This window comes from Caulobacter vibrioides, from assembly GCF_002310375.3.
In the GTDB taxonomy this organism is placed as follows: domain Bacteria; phylum Pseudomonadota; class Alphaproteobacteria; order Caulobacterales; family Caulobacteraceae; genus Caulobacter; species Caulobacter vibrioides_D.
The window spans coordinates 1,141,878-1,164,405 of the sequence record NZ_CP023315.3 but is presented as its reverse complement, the minus strand read 5'-3'; the positions used below and the strand labels follow the sequence as shown (position 1 = coordinate 1,164,405).

The 22,528-nt window shown below is 68.4% G+C and carries 20 protein-coding genes; 8 read left to right on the top strand and 12 right to left on the bottom strand.

Annotated features, from left to right (window positions below):
• Positions 1 to 6: 6 nt before the first annotated feature.
• The 4 genes from fliR to CA606_RS05375 form a co-directional block, all read right to left on the bottom strand.
• Positions 7 to 762, bottom strand: a complete 756-nt coding sequence (fliR, locus tag CA606_RS05390) for a flagellar biosynthetic protein FliR (protein ID WP_096052060.1) — start codon at positions 760 to 762, stop codon at positions 7 to 9.
• Between the two features lie 14 nt (positions 763 to 776).
• The gene (gene fliQ / locus CA606_RS05385; protein WP_181242795.1) at positions 777 to 1,043 is read right to left on the bottom strand and encodes a flagellar biosynthesis protein FliQ; all 267 of its coding nucleotides are present in this window, start codon (positions 1,041 to 1,043) and stop codon (positions 777 to 779) included.
• A 146-nt stretch (positions 1,044 to 1,189) separates the two neighbouring features.
• Positions 1,190 to 1,501, bottom strand: a complete 312-nt coding sequence (locus CA606_RS05380) for a hypothetical protein (RefSeq protein ID WP_096052062.1) — start codon at positions 1,499 to 1,501, stop codon at positions 1,190 to 1,192.
• Positions 1,502 to 1,565: 64 nt separating this feature from the next.
• The gene (locus tag CA606_RS05375; RefSeq protein WP_096052063.1) at positions 1,566 to 2,945 is read right to left on the bottom strand and encodes a hypothetical protein; all 1,380 of its coding nucleotides are present in this window, start codon (positions 2,943 to 2,945) and stop codon (positions 1,566 to 1,568) included.
• 381 nt (positions 2,946 to 3,326) lie between these two features.
• Between CA606_RS05375 and CA606_RS05370 the strand changes: the two genes are divergently transcribed.
• On the top strand, positions 3,327 to 3,806 hold the full coding sequence (locus tag CA606_RS05370) for a ribonuclease H (RefSeq protein ID WP_096052064.1): 480 nt from the start codon (positions 3,327 to 3,329) through the stop codon (positions 3,804 to 3,806).
• Between the two features lie 218 nt (positions 3,807 to 4,024).
• A complete protein-coding gene (locus tag CA606_RS05365) occupies positions 4,025 to 5,254 on the top strand; it encodes a pyridoxal phosphate-dependent aminotransferase (protein ID WP_096052065.1) in 1,230 nt (409 codons plus the stop codon).
• Positions 5,255 to 5,821: 567 nt separating this feature from the next.
• Here the strand turns inward: CA606_RS05365 and CA606_RS05355 are convergent.
• Complete coding sequence (locus tag CA606_RS05355) at positions 5,822 to 7,282, bottom strand: alpha/beta hydrolase (RefSeq protein ID WP_096052066.1); 1,461 nt, start codon at positions 7,280 to 7,282, stop codon at positions 5,822 to 5,824.
• A gap of 111 nt (positions 7,283 to 7,393) precedes the next feature.
• Here CA606_RS05355 and CA606_RS05350 point away from each other — a divergent pair, with 111 nt between their 5' ends.
• On the top strand, positions 7,394 to 8,803 hold the full coding sequence (locus CA606_RS05350) for a LytR/AlgR family response regulator transcription factor (protein ID WP_096052067.1): 1,410 nt from the start codon (positions 7,394 to 7,396) through the stop codon (positions 8,801 to 8,803).
• A 6-nt stretch (positions 8,804 to 8,809) separates the two neighbouring features.
• Here the strand turns inward: CA606_RS05350 and CA606_RS05345 are convergent, their stop codons facing one another.
• The 4 genes from CA606_RS05345 to CA606_RS05330 form a co-directional block, all read right to left on the bottom strand.
• Positions 8,810 to 10,414: a peptide chain release factor 3 gene (locus tag CA606_RS05345; RefSeq protein ID WP_096052068.1), complete on the bottom strand. Its 1,605-nt coding sequence runs from the start codon at positions 10,412 to 10,414 to the stop codon at positions 8,810 to 8,812.
• Positions 10,415 to 10,424: 10 nt separating this feature from the next.
• Positions 10,425 to 11,957: a hypothetical protein gene (locus CA606_RS05340; protein WP_096052069.1), complete on the bottom strand. Its 1,533-nt coding sequence runs from the start codon at positions 11,955 to 11,957 to the stop codon at positions 10,425 to 10,427.
• Positions 11,958 to 12,034: 77 nt separating this feature from the next.
• Complete coding sequence (locus tag CA606_RS05335) at positions 12,035 to 14,425, bottom strand: TonB-dependent receptor (RefSeq protein ID WP_096052070.1); 2,391 nt, start codon at positions 14,423 to 14,425, stop codon at positions 12,035 to 12,037.
• Between the two features lie 241 nt (positions 14,426 to 14,666).
• Positions 14,667 to 16,157, bottom strand: coding sequence for a hypothetical protein (locus CA606_RS05330; RefSeq protein WP_423752942.1), 1,491 nt, complete (start codon positions 16,155 to 16,157; stop codon positions 14,667 to 14,669).
• Positions 16,158 to 16,353: 196 nt separating this feature from the next.
• Between CA606_RS05330 and CA606_RS19945 the strand changes: the two genes are divergently transcribed.
• On the top strand, positions 16,354 to 16,485 hold the full coding sequence (locus CA606_RS19945) for a hypothetical protein (RefSeq protein ID WP_233282183.1): 132 nt from the start codon (positions 16,354 to 16,356) through the stop codon (positions 16,483 to 16,485).
• 61 nt (positions 16,486 to 16,546) lie between these two features.
• Here the strand turns inward: CA606_RS19945 and CA606_RS05325 are convergent, their stop codons facing one another.
• Both CA606_RS05325 and CA606_RS05320 read right to left on the bottom strand, forming a co-directional pair.
• Positions 16,547 to 16,927, bottom strand: a complete 381-nt coding sequence (locus CA606_RS05325) for a hypothetical protein (RefSeq protein WP_096053861.1) — start codon at positions 16,925 to 16,927, stop codon at positions 16,547 to 16,549.
• A 129-nt stretch (positions 16,928 to 17,056) separates the two neighbouring features.
• Positions 17,057 to 17,386 (bottom strand): DUF1491 family protein, encoded by a 330-nt coding sequence (locus CA606_RS05320; protein WP_096052072.1) that lies wholly within the window; start codon positions 17,384 to 17,386, stop codon positions 17,057 to 17,059.
• Positions 17,387 to 17,454: 68 nt separating this feature from the next.
• Here CA606_RS05320 and CA606_RS05315 point away from each other — a divergent pair, with 68 nt between their 5' ends.
• Entirely contained in the window at positions 17,455 to 18,345 is an 891-nt protein-coding gene (locus tag CA606_RS05315; RefSeq protein WP_096052073.1) for a hypothetical protein, read from the top strand.
• Positions 18,346 to 18,360: 15 nt separating this feature from the next.
• Here CA606_RS05315 and divJ read toward each other — a convergent pair whose 3' ends face one another.
• Positions 18,361 to 20,109: a cell cycle sensor histidine kinase DivJ gene (gene divJ, locus CA606_RS05310; RefSeq protein WP_096052074.1), complete on the bottom strand. Its 1,749-nt coding sequence runs from the start codon at positions 20,107 to 20,109 to the stop codon at positions 18,361 to 18,363.
• Between the two features lie 196 nt (positions 20,110 to 20,305).
• Between divJ and CA606_RS05305 the strand changes: the two genes are divergently transcribed.
• Genes CA606_RS05305 through CA606_RS05295 form a run of 3 tightly spaced genes read left to right on the top strand, consistent with a single transcriptional unit; the run spans position 20,306 to position 22,505 of the window.
• Positions 20,306 to 21,097, top strand: coding sequence for a sensor histidine kinase (locus CA606_RS05305; RefSeq protein WP_096052075.1), 792 nt, complete (start codon positions 20,306 to 20,308; stop codon positions 21,095 to 21,097).
• 42 nt (positions 21,098 to 21,139) lie between these two features.
• The gene (locus tag CA606_RS05300) at positions 21,140 to 21,565 is read left to right on the top strand and encodes a SufE family protein (RefSeq protein WP_096052076.1); all 426 of its coding nucleotides are present in this window, start codon (positions 21,140 to 21,142) and stop codon (positions 21,563 to 21,565) included.
• Positions 21,558 to 22,505 (top strand): rhodanese-related sulfurtransferase, encoded by a 948-nt coding sequence (locus CA606_RS05295; RefSeq protein WP_096052077.1) that lies wholly within the window; start codon positions 21,558 to 21,560, stop codon positions 22,503 to 22,505. The genes CA606_RS05300 and CA606_RS05295 overlap by 8 nt, the downstream gene beginning before the upstream one ends.
• Positions 22,506 to 22,528 lie beyond the last annotated feature (23 nt).

Below are 22,528 nucleotides of genomic sequence, written 5' to 3'. Positions count from 1 at the left end.
CGCCCCCTAGACGAAGATGTCCAAGAGTTCGCGGTAGCGGTCGGTCCAGACCATGGCGATGCCGCCCAGCGACAGCGCCAGCAGAGACAGGCCCAGGATCACGCTGAGCGGCGAGGCCACGAAGAAGATCTGGAAGGCCGGCATGACCCGCCCCACCAGGCCGGTGGCGAGGTTGAAAACCAGAGAGAACACGATCACCGGCGCGGCCAGCTGCACGCCCAGGGTGAACGACTGCGCGACCGTCTGCACCGCCAGGGCGGCCGCGTCGTTCACCGGCACGGCCCGGGTGAACGGGAAGATCGTGTACGACTTGACGATGGCGGCGATGAACAGGTGATGCAGGTCCGTGGCCATCACCAAGGTCAGGCCCAGCATCGACAGGAAGGTCGCCACCGCCGTGCTCGACCCTTCCATCGACGGATTGGTGCTCTGGGCGAACGACAGCGTGGTCTGCATCGAGATGATTTCGCCGGCCGTCGTCAGCGAGGTCATGAAGAGGCGCAGCACCGAACCAATCATCAGGCCGATCAGGACCTCGTGGATCACCGCGCCGCCCAGTCCGCCCAGGGTGCTGGGGATCGGTCCGACCGTGTTCTGGACCAGCGGCGCCAGGATCAGCGCCATCAGCAGGGCGAACGACAGGCGAATGCGGGCGGGAATCGCCGGATCGCCGATGCCCGGCATGGTCATGACCATGGCGCCCACCCGTGCGAACACGAGAGCGGCGACATAGACCTGAAAGGCCGTGGCGAAAGCGTTCAAGGCCCCTCGCCTCCCTACATGCCGGCGATGCGGGCGGCGATCTGGCGCATGAAGCCGCTCATCAGCGAGCCCATCAGCGGCAAGAAGATCAGCAGCGAGATGAAGATCGCCACGATCTTCGGAGCGTAGACGAGGGTGGCTTCCTGGATCTGGGTCAGGGCCTGGAACAGACCGATGGCGACACCGACGATCAGGCCGACGATCAGCACCGGCGCGCAGAGCTGAAGCGTCAGCCAGATCGCGTCCCGGCCGACATCAAGAACCTCGGCGCCCGTCATCAAAAGCCTCGTGGGAATCGGCCGAACAGGCCGCCTGGAATCGAGGCTCCAAGATGAGCGAAATATGGTTAACAGGGCGTTAGGGGTTAGCCCTCAAAAGCCCTTGGCCGACGGCCGCGACGCTGTGTCCCGGCCGCCGAAAGGCGCGTTTAGCGGATGCGGATGCGCACCGGCACCTGAATGTACGAGCCCGCGCGGCTCTTGCCGTCCGGACCCAAGAGGTCGACCTGGACCTGCGAGACCATCGACAGCGCGGCCTGGCCGACGCCCAGATCGTTCGGGCTCTCGTCCTGCACGGTGCAGGCCGTCAGGTAGCCATCGTTCTTCACCAGGCAGTTCAGTACGGCGACGGCGATGCGCGGCTCCGACACGGGCTTCAGCAGGTCCGTCTGGGCCTGGGCCTGAGGGGCGGCGGCGGCGGCGGCGGCGATGGCGGCGGCGAGAGCGAGCGAAGCGATCACGTGTTCATCCCTGTACTGGTCTTTTTATCGGCGGGCCTTTCGCCGCCTGATGTTACGTTTCGGATCAGACGGCCTGGGCCTGCTTGAGACGTTGCAGGCCCTGTGCCGCCAGGTCGGTCAGCGACCGAAGCCCAAGCTCCGAGAAGACGTCGAAGGCGCAGGCCAGAGCCGCGCCGGCCCGGGCCAGACGACCGTCATCACGGCCGGTGATCTCCACCCGGGCCTCATAGAGGCGGGCCAGATTCATTTGCGCGACGGCCCAACTGGCCGGATCGCGCGCGCCCGGCGCGGCCGCGAGTTCGGCCTTGAAGGCCAGTTCGGCCGCGTCCAGCACCGCCAGATCGGCGGTCAATTCGGCGCATCGCGCCAGGCACAGCGCGCGATTGTTGGCGACCACCGCGCGCAGGGCCAGGGCCGGCTGCGCCTTCAGGGTCTGGGTCGCCCGGTCGTAGGCCATCACCGCCTGTTCGAAGGCGCGCTCGCTGGTCGAGGCCTCGCCCATCGCCTGCAGCGCAGCGCCCAGCAAGGCCTGGGCGCGCGCCCAGTCCATCGGGCTGTGATCGGCGGGAACCGCCTCGACCGCTTCAGTCAGCGCCTCGACGCCCTCGGCGATGCGCGAGATCTCGCCATCCAGCTCGCCCAGCTGGATCAAGGCCGAGCCGCGAAGACCTTGCAGGCGCGCCCAGGCCAGGGGTTCGAAATCGGGATCCAGGGCGGCCGCAGCGGTCTTGGCTTCCGCCGCAGCCTGCTCGGCCAGGGCGCGATCCTTCAGGCGGTCGGCGCAAGACAGGATCAGTTCGATCCGCGCGGCGCGCTGGTCGGCCACCAGCAGACGCGCGGCGCCGCCCTTGGCGCGCTTGACGGCGGCCAGCGCCCGCAGCGGCGCCTCGAAGGCTCGGATCGCGGCCATGGCGCGATCAAGGTTGTTTTCCGAGAGCGCCACGCGCCCTTCCAGGCCGGCGGCCAGCGCGCCGCACTGGGCGGTCCGTTGGTGAGCGGGGGTGCGGGCCAGTGTCGCCGACGCCGCAGCGACCAATCCCTCGTCGCCGAAGAGGTCCGCGCCCAGCACCGCCAGCACGGCCTGCTCGCAGCGGGCGGCGGACAGGGCGTCGTGCCGGCGCTCGGATTCAAAAAGCTTGGCGGCGGCCTCGGCCTGGGCGGCGCCCTTGCGCAGCGCGGCGGCGTCGCCGGTTCTGCGGGCCAGTTCGCGCCAGACGACGGCGGCTTCCAGCAGCCGCGCCCCACGATCCTTGGCGCCGATGCGTCCGGCGACGACGTCGGCCGATCGCGCTTCATTGGCCAGGAGCCGCACATCCAGCAGTTCCAGCAAGGACGTGTCCCCGCCGGTCAGCCCTTCGCGCCACGCCCCCTTGAAACCGCCCTCGGCGTCAACGCCGAACAACCGCTTCAGATCTCGTCCGAACTCGAACATCGCCACGCGCACTCCGCTTACGGATCGTCCCACCCCGGGACAGCCCGGAGCAGGTTCAACGCCTGAGCAGCAAAACCGGAGCCAGCGGATTTTAACAAGTGGTTAAGAAGTGTTTACGGCGCGTTAACCATAAATATTTTCTTTGTTTTTACACTACCGCTTAGATTTCAACCATTATGGTTGATAGCGTATTGAATTGGCACATTTCTTGCTTTGGCGAATACGGCGGCACGGGCCTCGCCGCTTCAGATCTTAGAACTTTGTTCACCGAACTGAAAATGACGTTAACCCTAAGTTTTAAGCCTGGGTTTACCTTTCGTTCGCGCCCGCCCTCCCCTCAGGGGCCCAAAGCAGGCTAGAAGGCGCTCAGAACCGTCGATTCCGGAGCCCGACATGGCCGCCGTCACTGTTTGGATCGCCAGCCTCTGCCGCCCCGACCCGGGCTATGGCGGATGGGCCTATGTCCGGAAGATGGACGGCGAGACGGGCGCTGCGGCGATCAAGGGCGCCGCCGGCGGCGAGCGACGCACCAGCGCCGCCAAGATGAGCCTCTTGGCCCTGACCGAAGCGCTGGAAAGCCTCACCGACCTGCCGCCGGAAACGGCCGTGACCCTGCGGTTCCTCGACTCGGACCTCGCGGGCCAGTTGGTCGCTGCGGACGGCGCCTACGCCACGGCGGAGCCGGACGCCTGGGCCGCCGCCCGCGCCGCCGTCGCCTCGCGCCCTGCTCTGGATCTGGTCCCGTCGTCGCCGAGCCAGGCGAGCAACGGCTTCCTGTCGGCCTGGGCCGAGTTCGGGCTGGACACCGCCAAGTCGCGCGGCAGCTTCAAGGCCGCCATCCCCAAGCCGAACCTGTTGAAGTTCCCCGGCTAGCCGCGCTGTCGGGTTTCGAGGAACCCTCCAGGCCCGACGAACAGGCCCGAGATCGCTTCCCCCGCCGTGTCGGCCGCCCGCATTTCGCGCCGGGACGGCCAAGGCGAGCCCGCGCCTGCCCTCACCTTGGGCGCCGCGCATTTTCCCGCCCGCCTGACCCTTGCACGCCCCCACGCATCGGCGCGTCCTAGGCCCCTCGATTGAAGGGGGAAAAGACCATGGTCAACGAAACGTCGGACAATCCCGCGCTGGGGCGCCGCGCCTTCCTGCGCAGCGCCGCCTTCCTGGCCACGGCGGCTCCGATCATGACCGAGGCCAGCCTCGCGCACGCGGCCCAGACACCCGCCCCGCCGTCGGGCATGGCGCTCCACGGCCAGGGTCCCACCGCGCCGCCCTCCAGCATGGTGCTGATCAACGCTAACGAAAACCCGCTGGGCCCCAGCAAGGCGGCCTGCGAGGCGATCGCGCGCGTGGCGCCGCTGGGCGGACGCTATGACATCACCGGCGAAACCGAACGCCTGACCAAGACCATCGCGGCGCAGAGCGGCCTGAAGCCGGAGTTCATCGCGGTCTACGCCGGCTCGTCCGAGCCCCTGCACTACAGCGTCCTGGCCTTCACCTCGCCGACCAAGAGCTTCGTCACCGCCGATCCGTCCTATGAGGCGGGCATGTTCGCGGCCCGGACCAGCCAGGCCAAGATCATCAAGACGCCCCTGACCAGCGCCTTCGCCCACGACGTCAAGGCGATGGTCGCCGCCGACGCTCAGGCGGGCGTCATCTATATCTGCAACCCCAACAACCCGACCGGCACGCTCACGACCAAGCAGGACATTGTCTGGGCGCTGGAGAACAAGCCGGCGGGGTCGATCCTGCTGGTCGACGAGGCCTATATCCACCTGACCGACGAGCCCGACACCCTGGACCTGGTCGCCCAGGGCAAGGACCTGATCGTGCTGCGGACCTTCTCGAAGATCTACGGCATGGCCGGCATCCGCTGCGGCTTCGCGGCGGGCCGTCCGGACCTGTTGGCCAAGCTCAAGCCGTTCGGCCAGAACGCCATGCCGATCACCGGTTCGGCCGCCGCCCGCGCCTCGCTGGAGGACCCGAACCTGATCCCCGAGCGCCGCAAGATCATCGGCGACACCCGGCGCGACACGATCGCCTGGCTGAAGGCGGGCGGCTACAAGGTCATCGGCGATCCGCAGACCAACTGCTTCATGATCGACACCGGCCGCAACGGCCGCGCGGTGATGGCGGCGATGAAGGCCAGGAACGTCATGATCGGCCGCACCTGGCCGATCTGGCCCAACGCCGTGCGCGTCTCGGTCGGCACGCCCGAGGAGATGGCGGCGTTCAAGGTGGCCTTCAAGGCGGTGATGGACGGCCCGCCCCTCGCGGAGGCCGGTCACGTTCAGCTGGCGCAGCTCGACGGTTACGCGGCGCTGTAGGCGCCGTTCGCCCCGGGGGCGCGGTCGGATTGCTGGCGTGGCCTTGGCGGATGTCCGTCTCCATGCGTCCTTCGAGGCGCGCTCAGGCGCGCGCACCTCAGGATGAGGGGTTCAGCAACAGTGTTCCTCATCCAGAGGTGCGAGCCATAGGCGAGCCTCGAAGGACGCATTGCGGTAGAACCCCGACCTCCCCGGCGAATGCCGGGGCCCAGATTCATCCGGAGCGGTTGGGGGTGATGCGACATCGCTCCGGGTTGAACGGATATACGCCTGTGGGTTCGATCTGGATCCCGGCGTTCGCCGGGAAGGTCGGGTTTCTGGAGCAGTGGTGGAGACTGCTAGCGCCCCATAGCGGACAGTTCGAAAATCCTCCCCCAAAGGGGAGGAGGCCGAAGGCCGGCGGGGGAAGTACTGCCGAGCCGGCCTCTTCCCCCTCCGTCGGCTTCGCCGACACCTCCCCCGCTAGGGGGAGGATTGCCCCCAACAGACCAATCCGAACGGCCGCTTTTCAGCGCCTTGGCTCCAGGGCCAGCATAACCCCGGGATCTGAGGCGCTGCCTTTCCCGATCAGCCCAACTTGAACGTCGGCGGCGGCAGGCTCAGGCGGGTGTCGACCACGGCCTCGCCGCGGAAGAACCGCACCAGCAAGCCCTGCACGTCCGGATGGGCCTCAAAGACGTTGTGGCCGGCGTTGTCGACGGTCACGCGGGCCTTGCGCGTGAACTGGGCCGCCACCTCGTCCTGCTCGGACACCGGGGTGCGGCCGTCCAGCGTGCCGGCGATCAGCAGGGCCGGATGGTCGATGCGGAACGACGCTCGGAAGGCCTCGCCCAGGTCGGCCTCTGGAACCACGCCCAGCAGTTGCGGCATCGGGAAGTTCAGCGCCTCGCCCAGCACGGCGGTCTTGGCCTCGCGTCGCACCAGGGCGAGGCGCCCCGGCGAGATCCCCGACGCCAGATCCGTGGCCTCGGGCATGCCGGCGATGCCGGGAATGTTGGCGAACTCGCCCATGAACGGGGCCAGCACCTCGTAGCGGCCGGCGTCGAGCGCCAGATACAGTCCCGGCAACATGACCAGGGTCTGCGGATTGGCGATCAGGCCGCCGGTCATCAGCTGGATGGCGAAGCCGCCGATCTTCAGCTCGACCGGCGCGCCGTTCAGCGTGGCGGGCATCTTGACCGGCGCCGCCTCCATCTTGGTGTGCACCCGCCGCATCAGGGCCGGCAGGTCGGGGATCGCCGCGCGCACGGCGGGATCGGCGGCCAGCAGGCCGTCCACATGCTGCAGAAGCGCGTCGACCGCCGCCGGGCGCTTCACCGTCTGGTCCAGTCCCTCAAGGCTGGCCAGGGCCACGCGGCTGACCCGGTCGCCATGCCGCTTGAGCATGGTCAGCGCCAGGTGGGTGCCGTAGCTGATGCCCCACAGAGACACCTTTTCCGCCCCGAGGTGACGGCGCAGATCGTCGATGTCGTCGGCGTTCTGTTCGGTGTTGTAGCCGGTCATGGCTACGCCGGCCTTGGTCCAGTCGGCCCAGGCGCTCTTGAAGTCCTCGCGGAAATAGGCGGTCAGACCCGCCTCCGTGAGGTCCGGCAAGGGCCGCGACGAGAGCGGCCGCTCGGGGATGTGGTTGGACAGGCCCGTGCCACGCTGGTCGAAGGCGATGACATCGGCCACGTCGCGCAGGGCCATCATGATCGGAAAGCGGGGGCCGGCCAGGGCGCGCGTCGCCGTGCCGCCCGGCCCGCCGGCCAGATAGACGATCGGCGGTCCCGGCTTGGCCGCCGTCGAGGCGAACCGCACATAGCTAAGCCGGATCTTCCGGGACTTGGGATCGCGGCGATCCTCCGGGACCTCGAAGAAGCCGCGTTCGGCGTCGGTCTCCAGACCCTTCCAGCCCTTGAAGCGGAAGGGTCCTGCCGGAGGCGGCAAAGGGGGCGTCGACGCGACGGTCTGGGCCAGGGCCAGACCAGGAAGGACGAGGCCGGCGGCGGCGAGCAGGGCGCGGCGATGGAGAGAGGCTTGGGTCATGGCCACAGCAGAGACGCTCAAAGCGCTGTTCGCCACGCCGTTTCGGTCAATGGCGCCCCGTCATCGGCGAACGGTGGCGCGTCTCGGCGAACGGCGCTCTAAGGTGACGCCATGTGGCGCATCCTGTTTCTCATCATCATTCTGGCGAGCCTGCCGTTCCATGCGCGCGCGCAGACCATGACCTGGGAGGCCTGTCGCGGAGCCGTCGGCCCCACCAGCCCTGTGCTCAGCGACTGCCGTCCGATCGGCGATATCGTCGATCCCCAGGGTCGTGAGCTCTGGATCCGAGCGACGATCGCCGCGCCTAGCGACACGCGGGCCCGCGCCCTCTACGTGGCGGGCGTCGCCTCGTCTGAAGTCTGGCTCAACGGCGAACGGCTGGGCGCCAATGGCGCCCCCGCTCCGTCGGCGCGGGATGAGACCCCAGGGCGGTACGAGGCGACCTTTCCGATCCGCGAGACCGCCTGGCGCCCCGGCGCCAACACCCTGGTGCTGCGCCTGTCTTCGTTCCATGGCGGTCTGCGCTTCGCGGGTCCGATGAGCGCCATCGCGGTGCTGCCGTTCCCCTATCCCCAGCGGACGGCCCTGCTGGCGGTGACCTTCGGCGCGGCGGGCGCCCTGCTGGCGGCGGCGTTCGGATTCGGCGTCATCCATGCCCTCAGACGGACGGGGTCCAGCCTGGTGCTGGCCGGCATGGCCGTGGTCGCGGCCCTGCAGGCCATCGTCGAGAGCCTGCGGCCGCTGTTCAACTATCCCTATCCGCTGCACGCGTGGCGGATGAGCGCCATCTGGGCTCTGGCGGCCGCCTTTGCGATCCTCCTGGTCGCCTATGTGAGCACCCGGTTTCTGCCCCGGGCGCGCGGCCTGATGGTCGGCCTGGCTCTGGGGGTGGTCGGCGCCACGGTTCTGCTGCCGGGCTTCGACGGCAAGACCGTCTGGGCGCTGATCCTGGGCGTCGCTCTGGCCGTTCCCCCGGCTGTGGCGGGCGTGCGCCGAAAAGTTCCCGGCGCCCGGCCGACCCTGGCCTATCTGGCCCTGTTCCTCGCCGTCGCCCTGGGCTTCCCGCAATGGCTGGCCGACTTCTCGTTTTTCCTGCTCGCCGCCAGCCTGGTGCTGCCGCTGCTGATGGTCGAGGTGGTGCGGCTGGGCCGCGAGGACCGTGGTCGCGAGGCCGCCCTGACGGAGGCCGTCAGCCGCCCTGACCGCCTGACCGTGGCCTCGGCGCGCGGCGTCGAGCTGGCGCCGATCCAGGACATTCTCGCCGTGGTGGGCGCCGACGACTATGTCGAGCTGCGGCTGGTCGGCGGCCGCAGCCTGCTGCACGCTGCGCGCCTGGACGGTCTGTCCAGCCAGCTGCCCGCCAACTTCATGCGCGTCCACCGCTCAGTGATCGCCAACCTGGCCCACGTGCAACGGCTGGAGCGCGACGGCGATCGCTGGCGGCTGCATCTGAGCGAGGGCGCGCCCCTGCCCGTCAGCCGCGCGCGCCAGCCCGCCGTACGCGAGGCGCTGGAGGTCTAGGCGGCCCTACGCCCGTTCCTTGGTCCGCTCGAACCGCACCTTGGGGTACTTGTCGGCGACATAGCCGATCTCCCAGGCGCTCTTGCCCAGGAACACCGGCGCTTCGTCGATGTCCTGGCCCATGGCCGACTTGTGCTTGTCGACGAAGTCCTCGACGGCGGCGCGCTCGCCCACCAGCCAGCGGGCCTCGGCGAACGGGCTGTTCTCGAAGATCACGTCCAGCTGGTACTCGTTGGACAGCCGGTCGGCCATGACCTCGAACTGCAGCTGACCGACGGCGCCGACGATGAAGTCGCTGCCGATCATCGGACGGAACAGCTGGGTGACGCCCTCTTCGGCCAGGCCCTCCAGCGCCTTCTTCAGGTGCTTGGCCTTCAGCGGATCCTTCACGCGCACGCGGCGCAGGATTTCCGGGGCGAAGTTGGGCAGGCCGGCGAAGCGCAGTGTCCCGCTCTCGGACAGGCTGTCGCCCACCCGCAGCACGCCGTGGTTGGGAATGCCGATCACGTCGCCGGCGAAGGCGTCTTCCGCCAGCTCGCGGTCGGAGGCGAAGAACATGATCGGCGCGTTGACGCTCATGGCCTTGCCGGTGTTCTGGGCCTTCAGCTTCATGCCGCGCGTGAAGCGGCCGCTGGTCAGGCGCAGCATGGCGATGCGGTCGCGGTGATTGGGGTCCATGTTCGCCTGGACCTTGAAGACGAAGCCCGAGACTTCCTTGTCGCCCGGCTCGACGCTGGCGGCTTCGCCGTTCTTCTCGGCCTTCATGGCCTTGGGCGACGGCGCGTAGGCGCCGATGCCGGCCAAGAGCTGTTTGACGCCGAAATGGCGCAGGGCCGAGCCGAAGAACACCGGCGTCATATGGCCTTCCAGGAAAGACTGGACCTCGAACGTCGGATAGCCGCCGCCGACCAGTTCGGCCTGCTCTTCCAGCTCGGCCTTTTCGGCGTCTTCCAGGAACTGGTTGATCGAGTTGCCGGCGAAGGCGACGGGCTCTGGGTGGCCCTCGTCATCGGCTGCGCCGCCGGTCCGCTTGGCGTAGGGAATGAACATCCCCTCGCGCATGTCCAGCATGCCCTTGAAGCGACCGCCAGAGCCCGCCGGCCAGAACAGCGGCGCGGGATCCAGCGCCAGCTTGGCGGCGATCTCGTCCAGCAGCTCGATCGGGTCCTGGGCCTCGCGGTCCATCTTGTTGATGAAGGTGATGATCGGGATGTCGCGCAGGCGGCAAACCTCGAACAGCTTCAGGGTCTGGGGCTCGATGCCCTTGGCGGCGTCCAGCACCATGATCGCCGCGTCGGCGGCCGTCAGAGTGCGGTAGGTGTCTTCCGAGAAGTCCTCGTGGCCCGGCGTGTCCAAGAGGTTGAACATCTTGCCGTCGTGATCGAACGTCATCACCGAGGCGCTGACCGAGATGCCGCGCTCGCGCTCGATCTTCATCCAGTCCGACCGCGTACGACGGTTCTCGCCGCGCGCACGCACGGCGCCGGCCGCCCGGATCGCCCCGCCGGCCAGCAGGATGTTCTCCGTCAGGGTCGTCTTGCCGGCGTCGGGGTGGCTGATGATGGCGAAGGTGCGCCGACGGGCGGCTTCAGCGGCGGGGGAAGTGCTCATGGGCGGGGACCTACCCGTCCGAAGCGTCCTTGTCACCTCCGCCGGACGTCGCGGCCGGTTTGCGACGCGCGACGACGTCATCGAACTGCTGGCGCCAGGCCTGGACCTGCTCGGGGCTGGCATGCGGATTGTTGAGCAGCGGCTGCAGGAGGACGGCGGCCTCGTCGAACCGGTCGCGCCGCACCAGGCCGTCGACCGCCCCCAGCCGGAACGCCGAGACCTGGGGCGCGATCGCCTGCGCCTTCAGCAGGACGTTGAGGATGTTGTCGCTGGGATACGACGGCTCCCTGCGCCGGGTCAGGGCGTAGTCGTAAAGCACCAGCGGGTTGTCGGGATCGAGCTTGAAGGCGGCGGCCAGGTGCTCGCGCGCCTCGTCCAGCCAGCGCGCCGCAGCGGCGGGCTGGGCCCTCGCCTGCAGCATGCACGACCAGCCCAGGATCTGCAGCGCCTCGACGTCGGTGGGATCGGCGGCGATCCGGCCGCGCAAGAGGGCCTGGGCCTTGGTGCGGTCGCCATAGTCATTCTCCGCGCGCGCCAGGGTCAGCTCGGCGAGGCGATCACCCGGAAAGCGCGCCGCGCGTTCGCGGACCTGCGCCAGCAACCCCGCGCGTTCGGACGCCGGCACGCCCATCTTGAGCCGCTGGTTCTCAAGGATCAGCGCATCGGCGGAGGGCGGCAGACGGGTGACCTTCAGATCGAGGGTCGCGGCGTTGGCCGGACGCGGCAGGCGCCGGCCCGGCAGGGCCTGCATGTACTTCTTAAGGACACGCTCCAGCTCGGCCAACGGCGCCCCGGCGGCTTCGGGCATCAACGCTACAGGGTCGCCGCCGGCGGCCACGGCGCTGGCGTAGCGGGCCAGCCGCGCGAGGCGCGCCGGGTCCGACATCATGTAGTGGGTCAGCAGCCATGATTGGGCGTAGAAGGCGGCTATATCCTCTTGCTTGCCCGTCAGCGCTCGGCGGCCAAGAATATCCTGGAAGGGCGACCACACCGCGCCCCGCAGCCACGCGATCCGATGGCTCGTGACCCCCACCTCAACCGCGTCGGGCGTAAATCGGGTCGGCGCGAAATAGTCCGCATAGCCTTCGACCAGCCACGCCGGATAGGCCACCGGCGCGTTTCGCAGCATGAAGTGATGGGTGTATTCGTGGAACAGCACCTGGCGACCGCGATCCTCGCCGCCGTCTATGCTCAGGACCGCGAACACATCCCCGACGCCTGCGCTGTAAAAGCCTGTGACGCGGGGTCCATTGGGGCGCACGCGGCGCACGTCCGACTCGCTGGGCGTGATGTAGAGCGGCAACGGCCGCGCGGGCGCCTGACCGCTCACATCATGCAAGGTTCGCAGGAGCCGATCGAAATCCTCGACCTCGCGGGCCAGGCGCAGCAGCGTCTTGGCGTCGACCCGGGCGTGGATATCGAAGGACGGTGTCGTGACCCGCAGCCAGGAGCCGCCCGACTGCGCCAAGGCTGGCCTTGCTCCAGCAAGCAGCGGCGCTGCGACGCCTAGAAGCACACCTCGCCGCGACACCCCTGCAAGCATTACGCACTCTCTTGCTCGACCCTGGGCGCGATCTGACACGATCGCGCCCAGGCGCACAACCTTTGCGGTCGCGGAGCTTAGAACTTCGCCGCCAGGCGCGCGTACCAGAGGCCGCCGTCGGTGTCGTAGGGGGCGTTGCGCGAATAGATCAGACCGCGCGAGGCCTGGAACGTCGCTTCGTCCGGATAGGTGTCGAACAGGTTCTCGGCCCCGACCGTCAGCTTGATGGCGGGCGTGACCTGGGCGCTGACCGACAGATCGATCAGGGTCTTACCCGCGAAGGTCTGGATCAGATCAGCCGCGCCATTGGCCTGGGCGTCGGTCCACTCGCCCGACCAGCGGGCCCGGATCAGGCCGCTGAACATCCCGCGCGCATAGTCGAACGACACGTTAGCGGCGTTCTGCGGCAGGCCGTCTTCCAGGTTGACCTTGGCCAGACGCGAGACCTCGGTCAGCTTGGAGCGCGTGACCGTGGTGTCGTTCCAGTTCCAGGCGGCGGTCAGACCGGCCCGGCCGCCCCACAGGGCCCCGCGCCAGGCGCCGACCACGTCGACGCCCTGGGTGCGGGTGTCGAACGAATTGGTGAAGTAGCTGACGGTCGTCAGGCTGTCGGCGCCGGGCACGCCGGCGGCCACCAGCTGAGCGCGCAGAGTCGGCGTCACCGTGAAGTTCGGCGACACGGCGAAGCGGTTGTCGACCTCGATGCGGTAGTAGTCGACCGAGGCGGTGAAGCCGCCCTGACGGAACACCGCGCCCAGCGACAGGTTCTGCGATTCTTCGGGCTCCAGCGGCTTGCCGCCCAAGGCGACGGCGATCGGATTGACCGGCGACAGCCGCCCCGAGGTGAAGAGCTGCAGGGTGGTGGTGTTCAGACCCTGCGAGGTGCGCGTATTGTTGATCTGGCCCGCTGTCGGGGCGCGGAAGCCGGTCGAGACCGCGCCGCGCAGGGCGAAGTTGGGCGTGACCTCAAAGCGCGCGGCGAGCTTGCCGTCGGTGGTCTGGCCGAATTCCGAGAAGTCCTCGTGGCGGATCGCCAGGTTCACATCGAACCGATCGGTCAGCGGCAGCTCCAGGTCGACATAGCCCGCATAGCTGGTCTGGTCCCACGCGCCGGCCTGGCTGGGGGCGTAACCGGGGAAGCCGTTCGAGCCGCTGGGCAGGCCCGCCGCCGCACCGGGACCCACGTCCCACGAGAAGCGGTCCCCGGCCTTGATCTCATAGGTCTCCTCGCGGGCTTCCAGGCCCAGCGCGAGGTTGGCCGGCTTGGCCAGGAACGACCAGGCCAGCGGACGCGAGGCGTCCAGGTTCAGGGTGGTTTCCTTCTGGATCAGCGCACCGTCGTCGAAGCGCGTCGGCGACTGCGGACCGAACGAGGCGTTGATGCTGTTGCTCAGGACGTAGTCGACCCGGTCCTGACCCCAGCCGGCCGACAGGTCCCACGACCAGCCCATGGCGTCGCCGCGCAGGCCGCCGTTCACCGAGCGGTTGGTCTCATCCTGGCCGAACTTCGGCGAGAAGCCCGCCGGATAGAGCTGGCTCAGCGACCAGCCCGGAAACACCGTCGACGTGCGATACGAAGTGTCGGTCGACGGGTTACGCCAGTTGAAGTCGGTGACGCCGGTCATGTCGCTGTAGGTCGCGAAACCGTAGGCCTCGATCGCGTCATTGATCGGCAGGACCATGTTCAGCGAGCCACGCCACACTTCGCGGTCCGGCTGGCCCCAGCGCTGAACGGGGTTGGGCACCTTGATGTTCGGATTGGCGGCCTGGAAGGCGATCGCGTCCGGGCGCTGACGGGTGCGCGAGGTGGCCTCGGCCTTGGCGTAGTCGAGCGCAGCGACCAGGCTGCCGCCCTGACCGAGCGCGAAGCCATAGCGCGCGCCGATCTCGGTCTTGTCGCCGTCGCCCGCATAGTAACGACCGTATTGGCCGTAGCCCTCGAAACCGGTCTTGTTGGACAGGATGATGTTGATCACCCCGGCGATGGCGTCCGAGCCGTATTGGGCCGAGGCGCCGTCGCGCAGCACTTCGATACGCTCCAGACCGCTGGTCCCGATCGAGGCCAGGTCCACGCCCTGCTGACCGCGACCGCCCAGGACAGCCGAGCGGTGGCGACGCTTGCCGTTGACCAGAACCAGGGTCTGGTCAGGCGAGAGGCCGCGCAGCGTAGCCGGGCGCACGAAGGCCTGGCCATCGGCCGCCGGCAGACGCTGGACGTTGAACGACGGCGTCGTCGCCGCCAGCTTGTTCATGATCTCGTCGGAGGCGATGGCCTTCAGCGACTCCTGGCTGACCACATCGATCGGCGCGGCCGACTCGAAGGCCGTGCGATCAACGCGGCGCGTGCCGGTAACCACCACCGTCTCGACTTCGGTCACGACCGTCTGGGCGGGCGTCTGTTGGGCTTGAGCTTGGCTGGCGAGAGCCAGGGCGAGCACGCTCCAAGCGGCGGTGGACAGAAGCTTCATGACGAATCCTTGGTGTTAGGTTCGCCGGGGGTAGCGACCGCCCTTGTCAGTGCGGCGACGCATCCATGTTGGTTCCGTGAAGCTTTCCGCCACCCTTCAAATTGAAATGAAATGAATTACCCGCTTATCGAGAATAATTCAGCGATCATCAGCGTAAAGACGACAGGCTGGACGATGATCTCGAGCCACTCAATCGACCGTGACATGGCCTGCATTTGCGTCAGCTATAGCCAAAACCTGACTAGCCTGGCGTGGCGGCCATCTTCTCCAAAACGGTCTTCAAAAGAGCGGCCGCTGTTTCCGCAGCCTTGCCGCCGTGGGGACTGTTGGCGACGGGCTCCAGCATGCGCACGGCGTCAGCATAGCGGCCGCGCGCGACCAGCGCCTCTCCCGTGGCCAAACGGATCTCGGAGACCTGGGGCGCCAGTTGCGACGTCAGTTCGAGAACGTTCAGGGTGTTGGCGCTGGGATAGCCCGGCTCGTTAACGCGCGTCTTCGCAAAGCCATAAAGCGTCTGATAGGCGTCGGGCTGGGCCTTGTTGGCGCGGCCAAAGAACTTAGCCGCCTCGGCGATCAACGCCTGGGCGTCCGCCGGCTTGTCCTTCAGCGCCTTGGCCGCGTTGAGACGGCTTTCCCCCGCCAGTCGCAAGGCCTCGGCGTCGTCGGGGTGCTTGGCGATCCAGTCGGCCAACATCGTGTCGGCTGCGGCGCGGTCGCCATAGTCGGCTTCGACACGCGCCAGGGTCAGGGTGGCTAGGCGGTCCCCCGGATACCGGGCGGCGTCGGCGCGCACCGTCTTCAACAGCCTCTCACCAAGCTCCTTGGGCGGCCCGCGCTTGGCCATCTGGTTTTCGAGCATGAGGTCACCGGCCGACGCTGGGAGGATCGTCACCACCATCGGGAAGTCCGGCTGCTTGTCGCGGACCAGCGTCTTGTTGGGGATGGCGCTGCGCAGATAGCCGCGCATCAACCGTTCCAGATCATCCACCGCGACGCCCGTCGTCTTCGGCCAGGCCGTCAGCGGGTCCTCGCCGCGCGCCGTCGCCGCGACAAAGGCCGACAGCTGCTTCTTCCGCTCGGGATCCGACAGCATGTAGTGGGTCAAAAGCCAGGACTGGCCGTAGTACATGGCGCCCTGACGCTCGGTGAGCGCGCGGGGACGCTTGGTCAGGAGATCGCGCGCCGAGACCCAGGAGCCGTTCAAGAGGTTGGAGACCCGCGCCCCGTTGGGCGCCCCGACCAGGATCTTCTTGTCCTGGATGTCGGCGGTCATGAAGTACTCGGCGTACCCCTCGACCAGCCAGGCGGGATAGGCGCCCGGATAGTGCTGCAGCATGAAGTGATGGACGTACTCATGCAGCACGGCGTCGTCGGCGAGGCCGGTGGACTTGCGAACGGCGACCGCGAAGATGTCATTGGCCCCAGCGGTGTAGGCGCCCGCCGCCGCCGCCGCGTCGGGAAAAACGCGCTGCAGCTGATCGGCGCTCCGCACCAGATAGACATCCAGCTTCCGCGCCATGTCGTCCTGGTCGGCGGCCCGACCGTGGAACAGGCGCAGCAGCGCGTCGAAATCCTCAAGCTTGGCCGTGAACGCCCGCAGCCCGTCCTCGCCGCCGTCGCTATAGACCACAAAGTTGGCGCTCTCGGCCTTGCGCCATTCGGCGCGCGCGGCGCTGGCGCCGCCCAGCATCGCCAAGCTCAAGACTACGCCCAGCATCGCGCGAGAAAACATTGACGTTACAAAGCCCCGAACCACAACCCCGAATTGAGGCTAGGCGAGACCTACGCGCCCTGGCAAGCCCTCAGCCCGCCCTCGCGAGCGACGCCGCGTCAAAAACACCTCTATTCGAACAATGGGTTTGGAGTCATGCTTCACTTCATACGCACCGGCGGCGTCAGATCGCCGGACGTTTGGAGGAAATCGAATTATGGCCCTGCTTGACCATCGCGATAGTCCCACCCGCCAACATCCCGTCGGCAGCGCGCTGTGCTTCAGCCTGACCCTCGCGGGCCTGGCGGCCTCGGCGCTGGTGCTCAGCTGGATGATGACGTTCGTCTAGAGCGCTTCGTCCGATCTGAACGGGCGGACACCCCTCACAGGGCGAGACCCGATCCGCGCCCTTAGGCGGCCAGACGACGCCAGACCTGACGGTCGGCCTCGATGTTGGTCAGCGCGCCGCTGTTTTGCCGCTCCAGCAAGGTGGCCATGACCTCTACCCCCAGCTGGACGTACCGCACCTGCACGTCGGCGACGCGGCAACCGCGGCCTGGCGCGATGAACAGCGCCGCATTGATCTCCGGGGCCTTGATCATAATCAGAGCGGCCAGGCGCTCGGCCCGTTCACGGTCCTTGTGGTGCAACAAGGGCTCTTCCGAAAACAGCTCCTTGCCCAGCTCCGCGACGTAGCTCAGCGAGAGCTTGGCGAAGCGGTCGCGCGTCACCGGCGGCGTCAGCTCAGCCGGATCCAAGCTCAAGATCACATCGTTCATGAGGAAAAGCATGGCGCGGAACTCGAGGACCATTGGGTGAAATCTGGAACGCGTTCACCCTACCCGATCCACGCTTTCGCTCCGGTTTAGGAGCACGGTTAACGCGGTCGCGAAACCGCCTCTCCCCGGGCGGTCCGGGGGTCAGGTTTCCACCGGCTCGGTCAGAAAATGGCGGCCATCGCGATCCTCGATCTCCACCACCCAGACATCCGGATCGATGCGCGCGGCGCGCTCGGCGTAGGCGTCGAGATCCGGCTCGAAGGTCGAGCGGACGGGCTGCATCCAGAAGCGCTCGCCATCCCCGCGCGTGGCCTCGCTGAACAGGCGCGCGGTCCCCTCGCGACGGTCGACCACCTTGACCAGCACCGCCCCGGCCCGCGCGTCGCCCTTGCGGCCGACGGTGGCGAAGGCCCCGCCCAGTTCGGCGCGGCGGATCAGCGCCGCGACCCAGATATCCGTCGAAAGAAGCATCGCTAACCGAACCGCAACCCGGGCGCGTCTAGAACCCGTCCTTCAAGTTTCATCATTCCCATAGGCCAATGACGTTCGCAGAGCACCACAAAGGTCGCGTCCGACGCGGGATCGCCCTGGCGATCGGCCTTTCGGCGTCGGCCTGCCCCGGCGCTCTGATGGCCGCCAATGCCGGCGATCAGCTCTATGAGCGGACCCTGATGACGGCGGCCGACGGCCGTTGCCGGCTGTTCCCGCCGACCATCTCGTCCGCGCTGGACGCCGCGCGCGCCCAGGCCCGCGGGGCCACGCTGCGCTCGGGCGCCACCGAACTTCAGGTCGCCGCGCTGGAGCAACGCGCCCGGGGCAAGGCCGCCAGCGCCGCGTGCGACTCCAAGGACCTGAGCGTCGCCGCCGCCCGGGTGAAGAAGGCTTTCGAGGGCTACTCCCAGCTGCTGAGCATGACCTATCCGGGCGATGTCTCGTCCTGGAAGGCCGAGCGGTCGGTGTCGGCCACCATTCCGGTCTGGCGCCTGTCGCAGCCCTCGAGCTTCGGCGCCGATCGCCTGGTGTTTGGCCTGGCGGGCCGTGCCAAGGCCGTGCTGGCCGTCTCAACCTTCGAGAATGGCCAACGCCCCTATGTGGCGCGGATCATCCTGCGCGACACCAAGCGCACACTCGGCCCGTATCTCGACGCGCGGTCTGGCAAGAACCTTTCGGGCAAGATTCCGCCGCGCAACGCCAGCCTGGTCTTTACGGCCGAGCGGCGCGAGGAGGCTCCGCTCACCCTGCTGCCCACGGGCGCCAAGACCGGGCTGGCCTTCCGCTTCCCGGACGCCGTCGCCGAGGCGATGTCGCAGCTTGATCCGCGTGAGGCGGTCACGGTGGAGTTCGCCTTCGCCGGACGCGGCGAGGAAACCACGCGCAAAGCCTATATCGAGGTCGGAGACTTCGCCGCCGGACGAGCCTTCCTGCGCTAAGGCGCTAAGAACGCTTCAGCGCGGCGAGAAAGCGATGACGTTGTCGCCGAAGCTGGCCGACGGCGGGGTCTCGACCGGCGGCGCCGGCTCTGACGGGGACTCCGTCGCTTCGACCGGCGTCGTTGCGGCGACCATCGGCGCCAGCAGCACCGGAAGCCGCACCGACACGGTCGTCCCCGCGCCAAGCCGGCTTTCGATCATCATCTCACCGCCGTGCAGCTTGGCGAACGCCCGCACCAGCGACAGGCCAAGGCCCGTGCCCCGCGCGCGCTGTTCGGCGCCGCCGGCCTGCTCGTAAGGACGTCCCAGACGCTCCAGGTCTTCGGGACTGATCCCAACGCCCGTGTCGGCGACCACGATCTCGAGCACGCCGTCATAGCCGTGCGCCGTGACGGTCACCTGCCCGCCGCGCGGCGTGAACTTCAGCGCGTTGGAGACGAGGTTCAGGACGATCTGCTTCAGCGCCCGGCGATCGGCGTCGACCTCCAGCTCGCTGGGCGGCAGGACACCGCGCAGTTGCACGCCAGCGGTGTCGGATTGAACGCGGAGCAGCCGCATCGCCGCCTGCACCGCTTCGCGCGCGTCGAACACGCCGCGCTGAAGCTCGAACCGCTCGGCCTCGATCTTGGACATGTCGAGCACGTCGTTGATCAGGTCCAGCAGGTGCCCGCCGCTCTCGTGGATCAGTTCGGCGTACTCGGCGTAGCGGTCGCTCAAGGGACCAAACATCCGCGCCCGCATGATGTCGGAAAAGCCCATGATCGCATTCAAGGGCGTGCGCAGCTCGTGGCTCATATTGGCCAGGAATCGCGCGCGGCCGGCGGCGAGCGCCTCGGCGTCGACGCGCGCCTGATCGAGCGCATGTTCGCGATTACGCTCCACCGTGATGTCGCGGAGCACGCCAACCAGCTGGTTTGGCGCGACGCGGTGCATGTCCAGAGCCACCACGCGCTCGACGCCAAGCGCGGGATTGAAGGTCAGGCTGGCCGAGCCCTCGCGGTGCGCCTGGGCGATGGCGGCGGTCAGGCGCTGTCGGTCGCCGGGCGCCGCAGCGCCGGTCAGGCCGCGATTGACGAGGTCGGCGCGCGTGACGCCGGGGGGCGGCGCGCCGCGCACGGCGGTCACCTGTCCCTGCCCACGGACAGCGATGGCCAAGTGCGGCAGGCCGTCGAGCAAGGTCTCCAGACCGATGATCTCGCTGGCGTAGCGACCGTCGCGCGCGCCCTGGCGACGCCGGCCGATCAGGAGGCCGGCGGCCAGACCAAGGCCCGTCGTCACCAGCGCCAGGAAGCCCAGCACAAAGGCCAGAGGCCCCGTCGGCGCCGCAGGCGCGAGACCTGAAAGCTGGGTCAGAGCCGCGACACAGGCGCCGATCAGGGCCAGGGCCGCGCCCTCAGCCAAACGCTTGGGCTGAGCCAAGGTGGAGGCGGCCGCCACCGGCGCGAGACACCAGGCGGCCATGGCTCCGCCGACGCCGCCGGTCAGCACGGCTGCCAGCGAGCCGCCCACGGCCCACAGCACCAGAAGCAGAGCCTCGGTGCGCTCGTCCTCGCGCGTGAAAACCAGAGACGCCAAGGCCGGGAACGCGCCAGCGCCGAGCGCGGCCCAAACGGACCAGCCGCCGGAGTCGGCCGTGAACAGCGCCGCCGCGGCCGCCAAACAGATAGCCGCCAGCCATCCGAGCCGCCAGGCGTGCGCGGGGTCCAGCCCGGCCGCACGAGCGGCAGGGCGTCTGATCGGGTCTGGAAGCGTCTCGAATTCCAAGGCCGGTCGACTTTTTACGCGGCGGGGAGGATCACCGTCGTCAAACCTTAACGCGGGGCGGGCCCTACCTCCAACCCCGCACAATCTCCGGGCGACCATTCGCAGTGGAAGCGCTGTGGACGGAAACGGAATCGTAAGCGCCTCGCCCGCATTCTGATCATCCGATTCATCACGGACAGAAGGTCCGGGAGACCCCATGGCACAGCCGGCGATACAGGACGCGTCGCAAGACAACGCCGTCGCGCCCACGCCGGGCGACCGCCAAGCGGCCGCGCAAGCGCGGCGCCAGTTGGCGCTGGACGAGCGTAAGCGCTCGTTCCTTCGGATGGTCAGCCATGAACTGCGCACGCCGCTGAACGCCGTGATCGGCTTCTCCGAGATCCTGTCGCGCGAGCTCTACGGCCCCCTGGGCAACGACCAGTACCGGGAATACGCCGGGATCGTGCACGACAGCGGCCTGAAGCTGCTGAAGCTGGTCAACCAGATCGTCGAACTTGCCCGCCTTGAAGGCCAGGCGGGCGATATCGAGATGACCCCCGAACCTCTCGACGAGGCCATCGAGGATGTCGTCGACAGCCTGCGCGCCGAGATCGCGCGCCGGGATGTCATCGTCCACGTGGTGGGCGCGGGCGCCCTGCCCTGCGTCCAGGCCGACAGCCGGGGTCTGCGGACCATGCTGACCAACCTGCTCCAGAACGCCGTGACCCACTCGCCCGCCGGGGGCGTCATCCATGTGACGGCTGGCCGCGTGGACGGCGAGATCGAGATCGCCATCCGCGACCAGGGGCCGGGCGTCGAAAGCGCCGAGCTGCCGCGCCTGCTCCAGCCCTTCGAGCAAGGCGGCTGCGCCCTGACCCGCACCAGCGAAGGCGCCGGCCTTGGCCTGCCGATCGTGGATCTGCTGTCGCGCGCCATGGGCGGCCAGTTGAAGCTGTCCTCCAGCCTCGGCGCCGGCTTTCTGGCCCGCCTGATCCTCAGAGCCGCTTAGCGGGCGCTTGCCTTGGCGCGGCCAGGCGCCTAAACGCCGCGCATGACCAGCCCCATCGACGCCGCCCTGACCGACCTCGCCGACGAGTTCGAGCTCCTGGGCGACTGGGAAGAGCGCTATCGCTACGTGATCGAGCTTGGCAAGGAGCTCGCGCCGCTGACCGACGCCGAGCGCTCCGAGGCGAACAAGGTGCGCGGCTGCGCCAGTCAGGTGTGGCTGGTGACCGAACCGCACGCCGACGGCTCGATCGTCTTTCGCGGCGACAGCGACGCCCACATCGTCAGCGGCCTGATCGCCATCCTGCTGCGGCTCTATTCGGGTCGAGCGGCGGCCGAGATCGCCGGTTTCGACGCCAAGGCCGCCTTTGATCGCCTGGGCCTGTCCGAGGCGCTGTCGTCGCAGCGCTCCAATGGCCTCAAGTCGATGGTCGCCCGCATCCAGCGCGACGCGCAGGCCGCTCTTGGCTAGCTATCGCGTCGCCGCGCTGTATCGCTTCACCCGGTTTCCGGATCCGGCGGCGATCCAGGGACCGCTGGCCGCCCTGTGCTGCAGCCTCGGCGTCAAGGGCACCCTGCTTCTGGCGCGCGAGGGGATCAACGGGACGATCGCCGGCGAGGACGCCGCCATCGAGGCCGTGCTGACCCACATCCGCGCCCTGCCCGGCTGCGCCGACCTGACGCCCAAGACCGCCTGGGCCGAGCGCATGCCCTTCTACCGGATGAAGGTCCGGCTGAAGAAGGAGATCGTCACCCTGGGCGAGCCAGACCTGGATCCGACCGACGCCGGAACCTATGTCGAGCCCGCCGACTGGAACGCCTTGATCAGCGATCCGGATATCCTGGTGATCGACACGCGCAACGCCTACGAGGTGGCGGTCGGACGCTTCGAGGGCGCGATCGATCCGCAGACCACGAGCTTCGCCGACTTCCCCGCCTGGTTCCGCGACTGGCGCAAGAGCGTCGAGGCCGAACGAAGCCCAGACGCGCCGTTGAAGGTGGCGATGTACTGCACCGGCGGCATCCGCTGCGAGAAGTCGACCGCCTTCCTGAAGGCCGAGGGTGTCGAGCAGGTCTTCCACCTGAAGGGCGGCGTTCTGGACTATCTGGAACAGATCCCGCAGCCCGAAAGCCTCTGGCGCGGCGAGTGCTTCGTGTTCGACGAGCGCGTCTCGGTGGGCCATGGGCTCGCCAAAGGCGATCACGTCCTGTGCCGGGGCTGCCGCATGCCGGTCAGCCCCCAGGACCAGGCCTCGCCGCTCTATGTCGAGGGCGTGGCCTGCCCGGCGTGTCATGACCAGCGCAGCGAGGAGCAGAAGGCGCGCGCCGCCGAGCGCCATCGTCAGGTGCTGCATTGCGAGGCCCTGGGCGTCGACCACGTCGGCGCGACCCTGCCGACCAAGACGGACTGAACCCTTCCGCCCCGCCCCGCGTT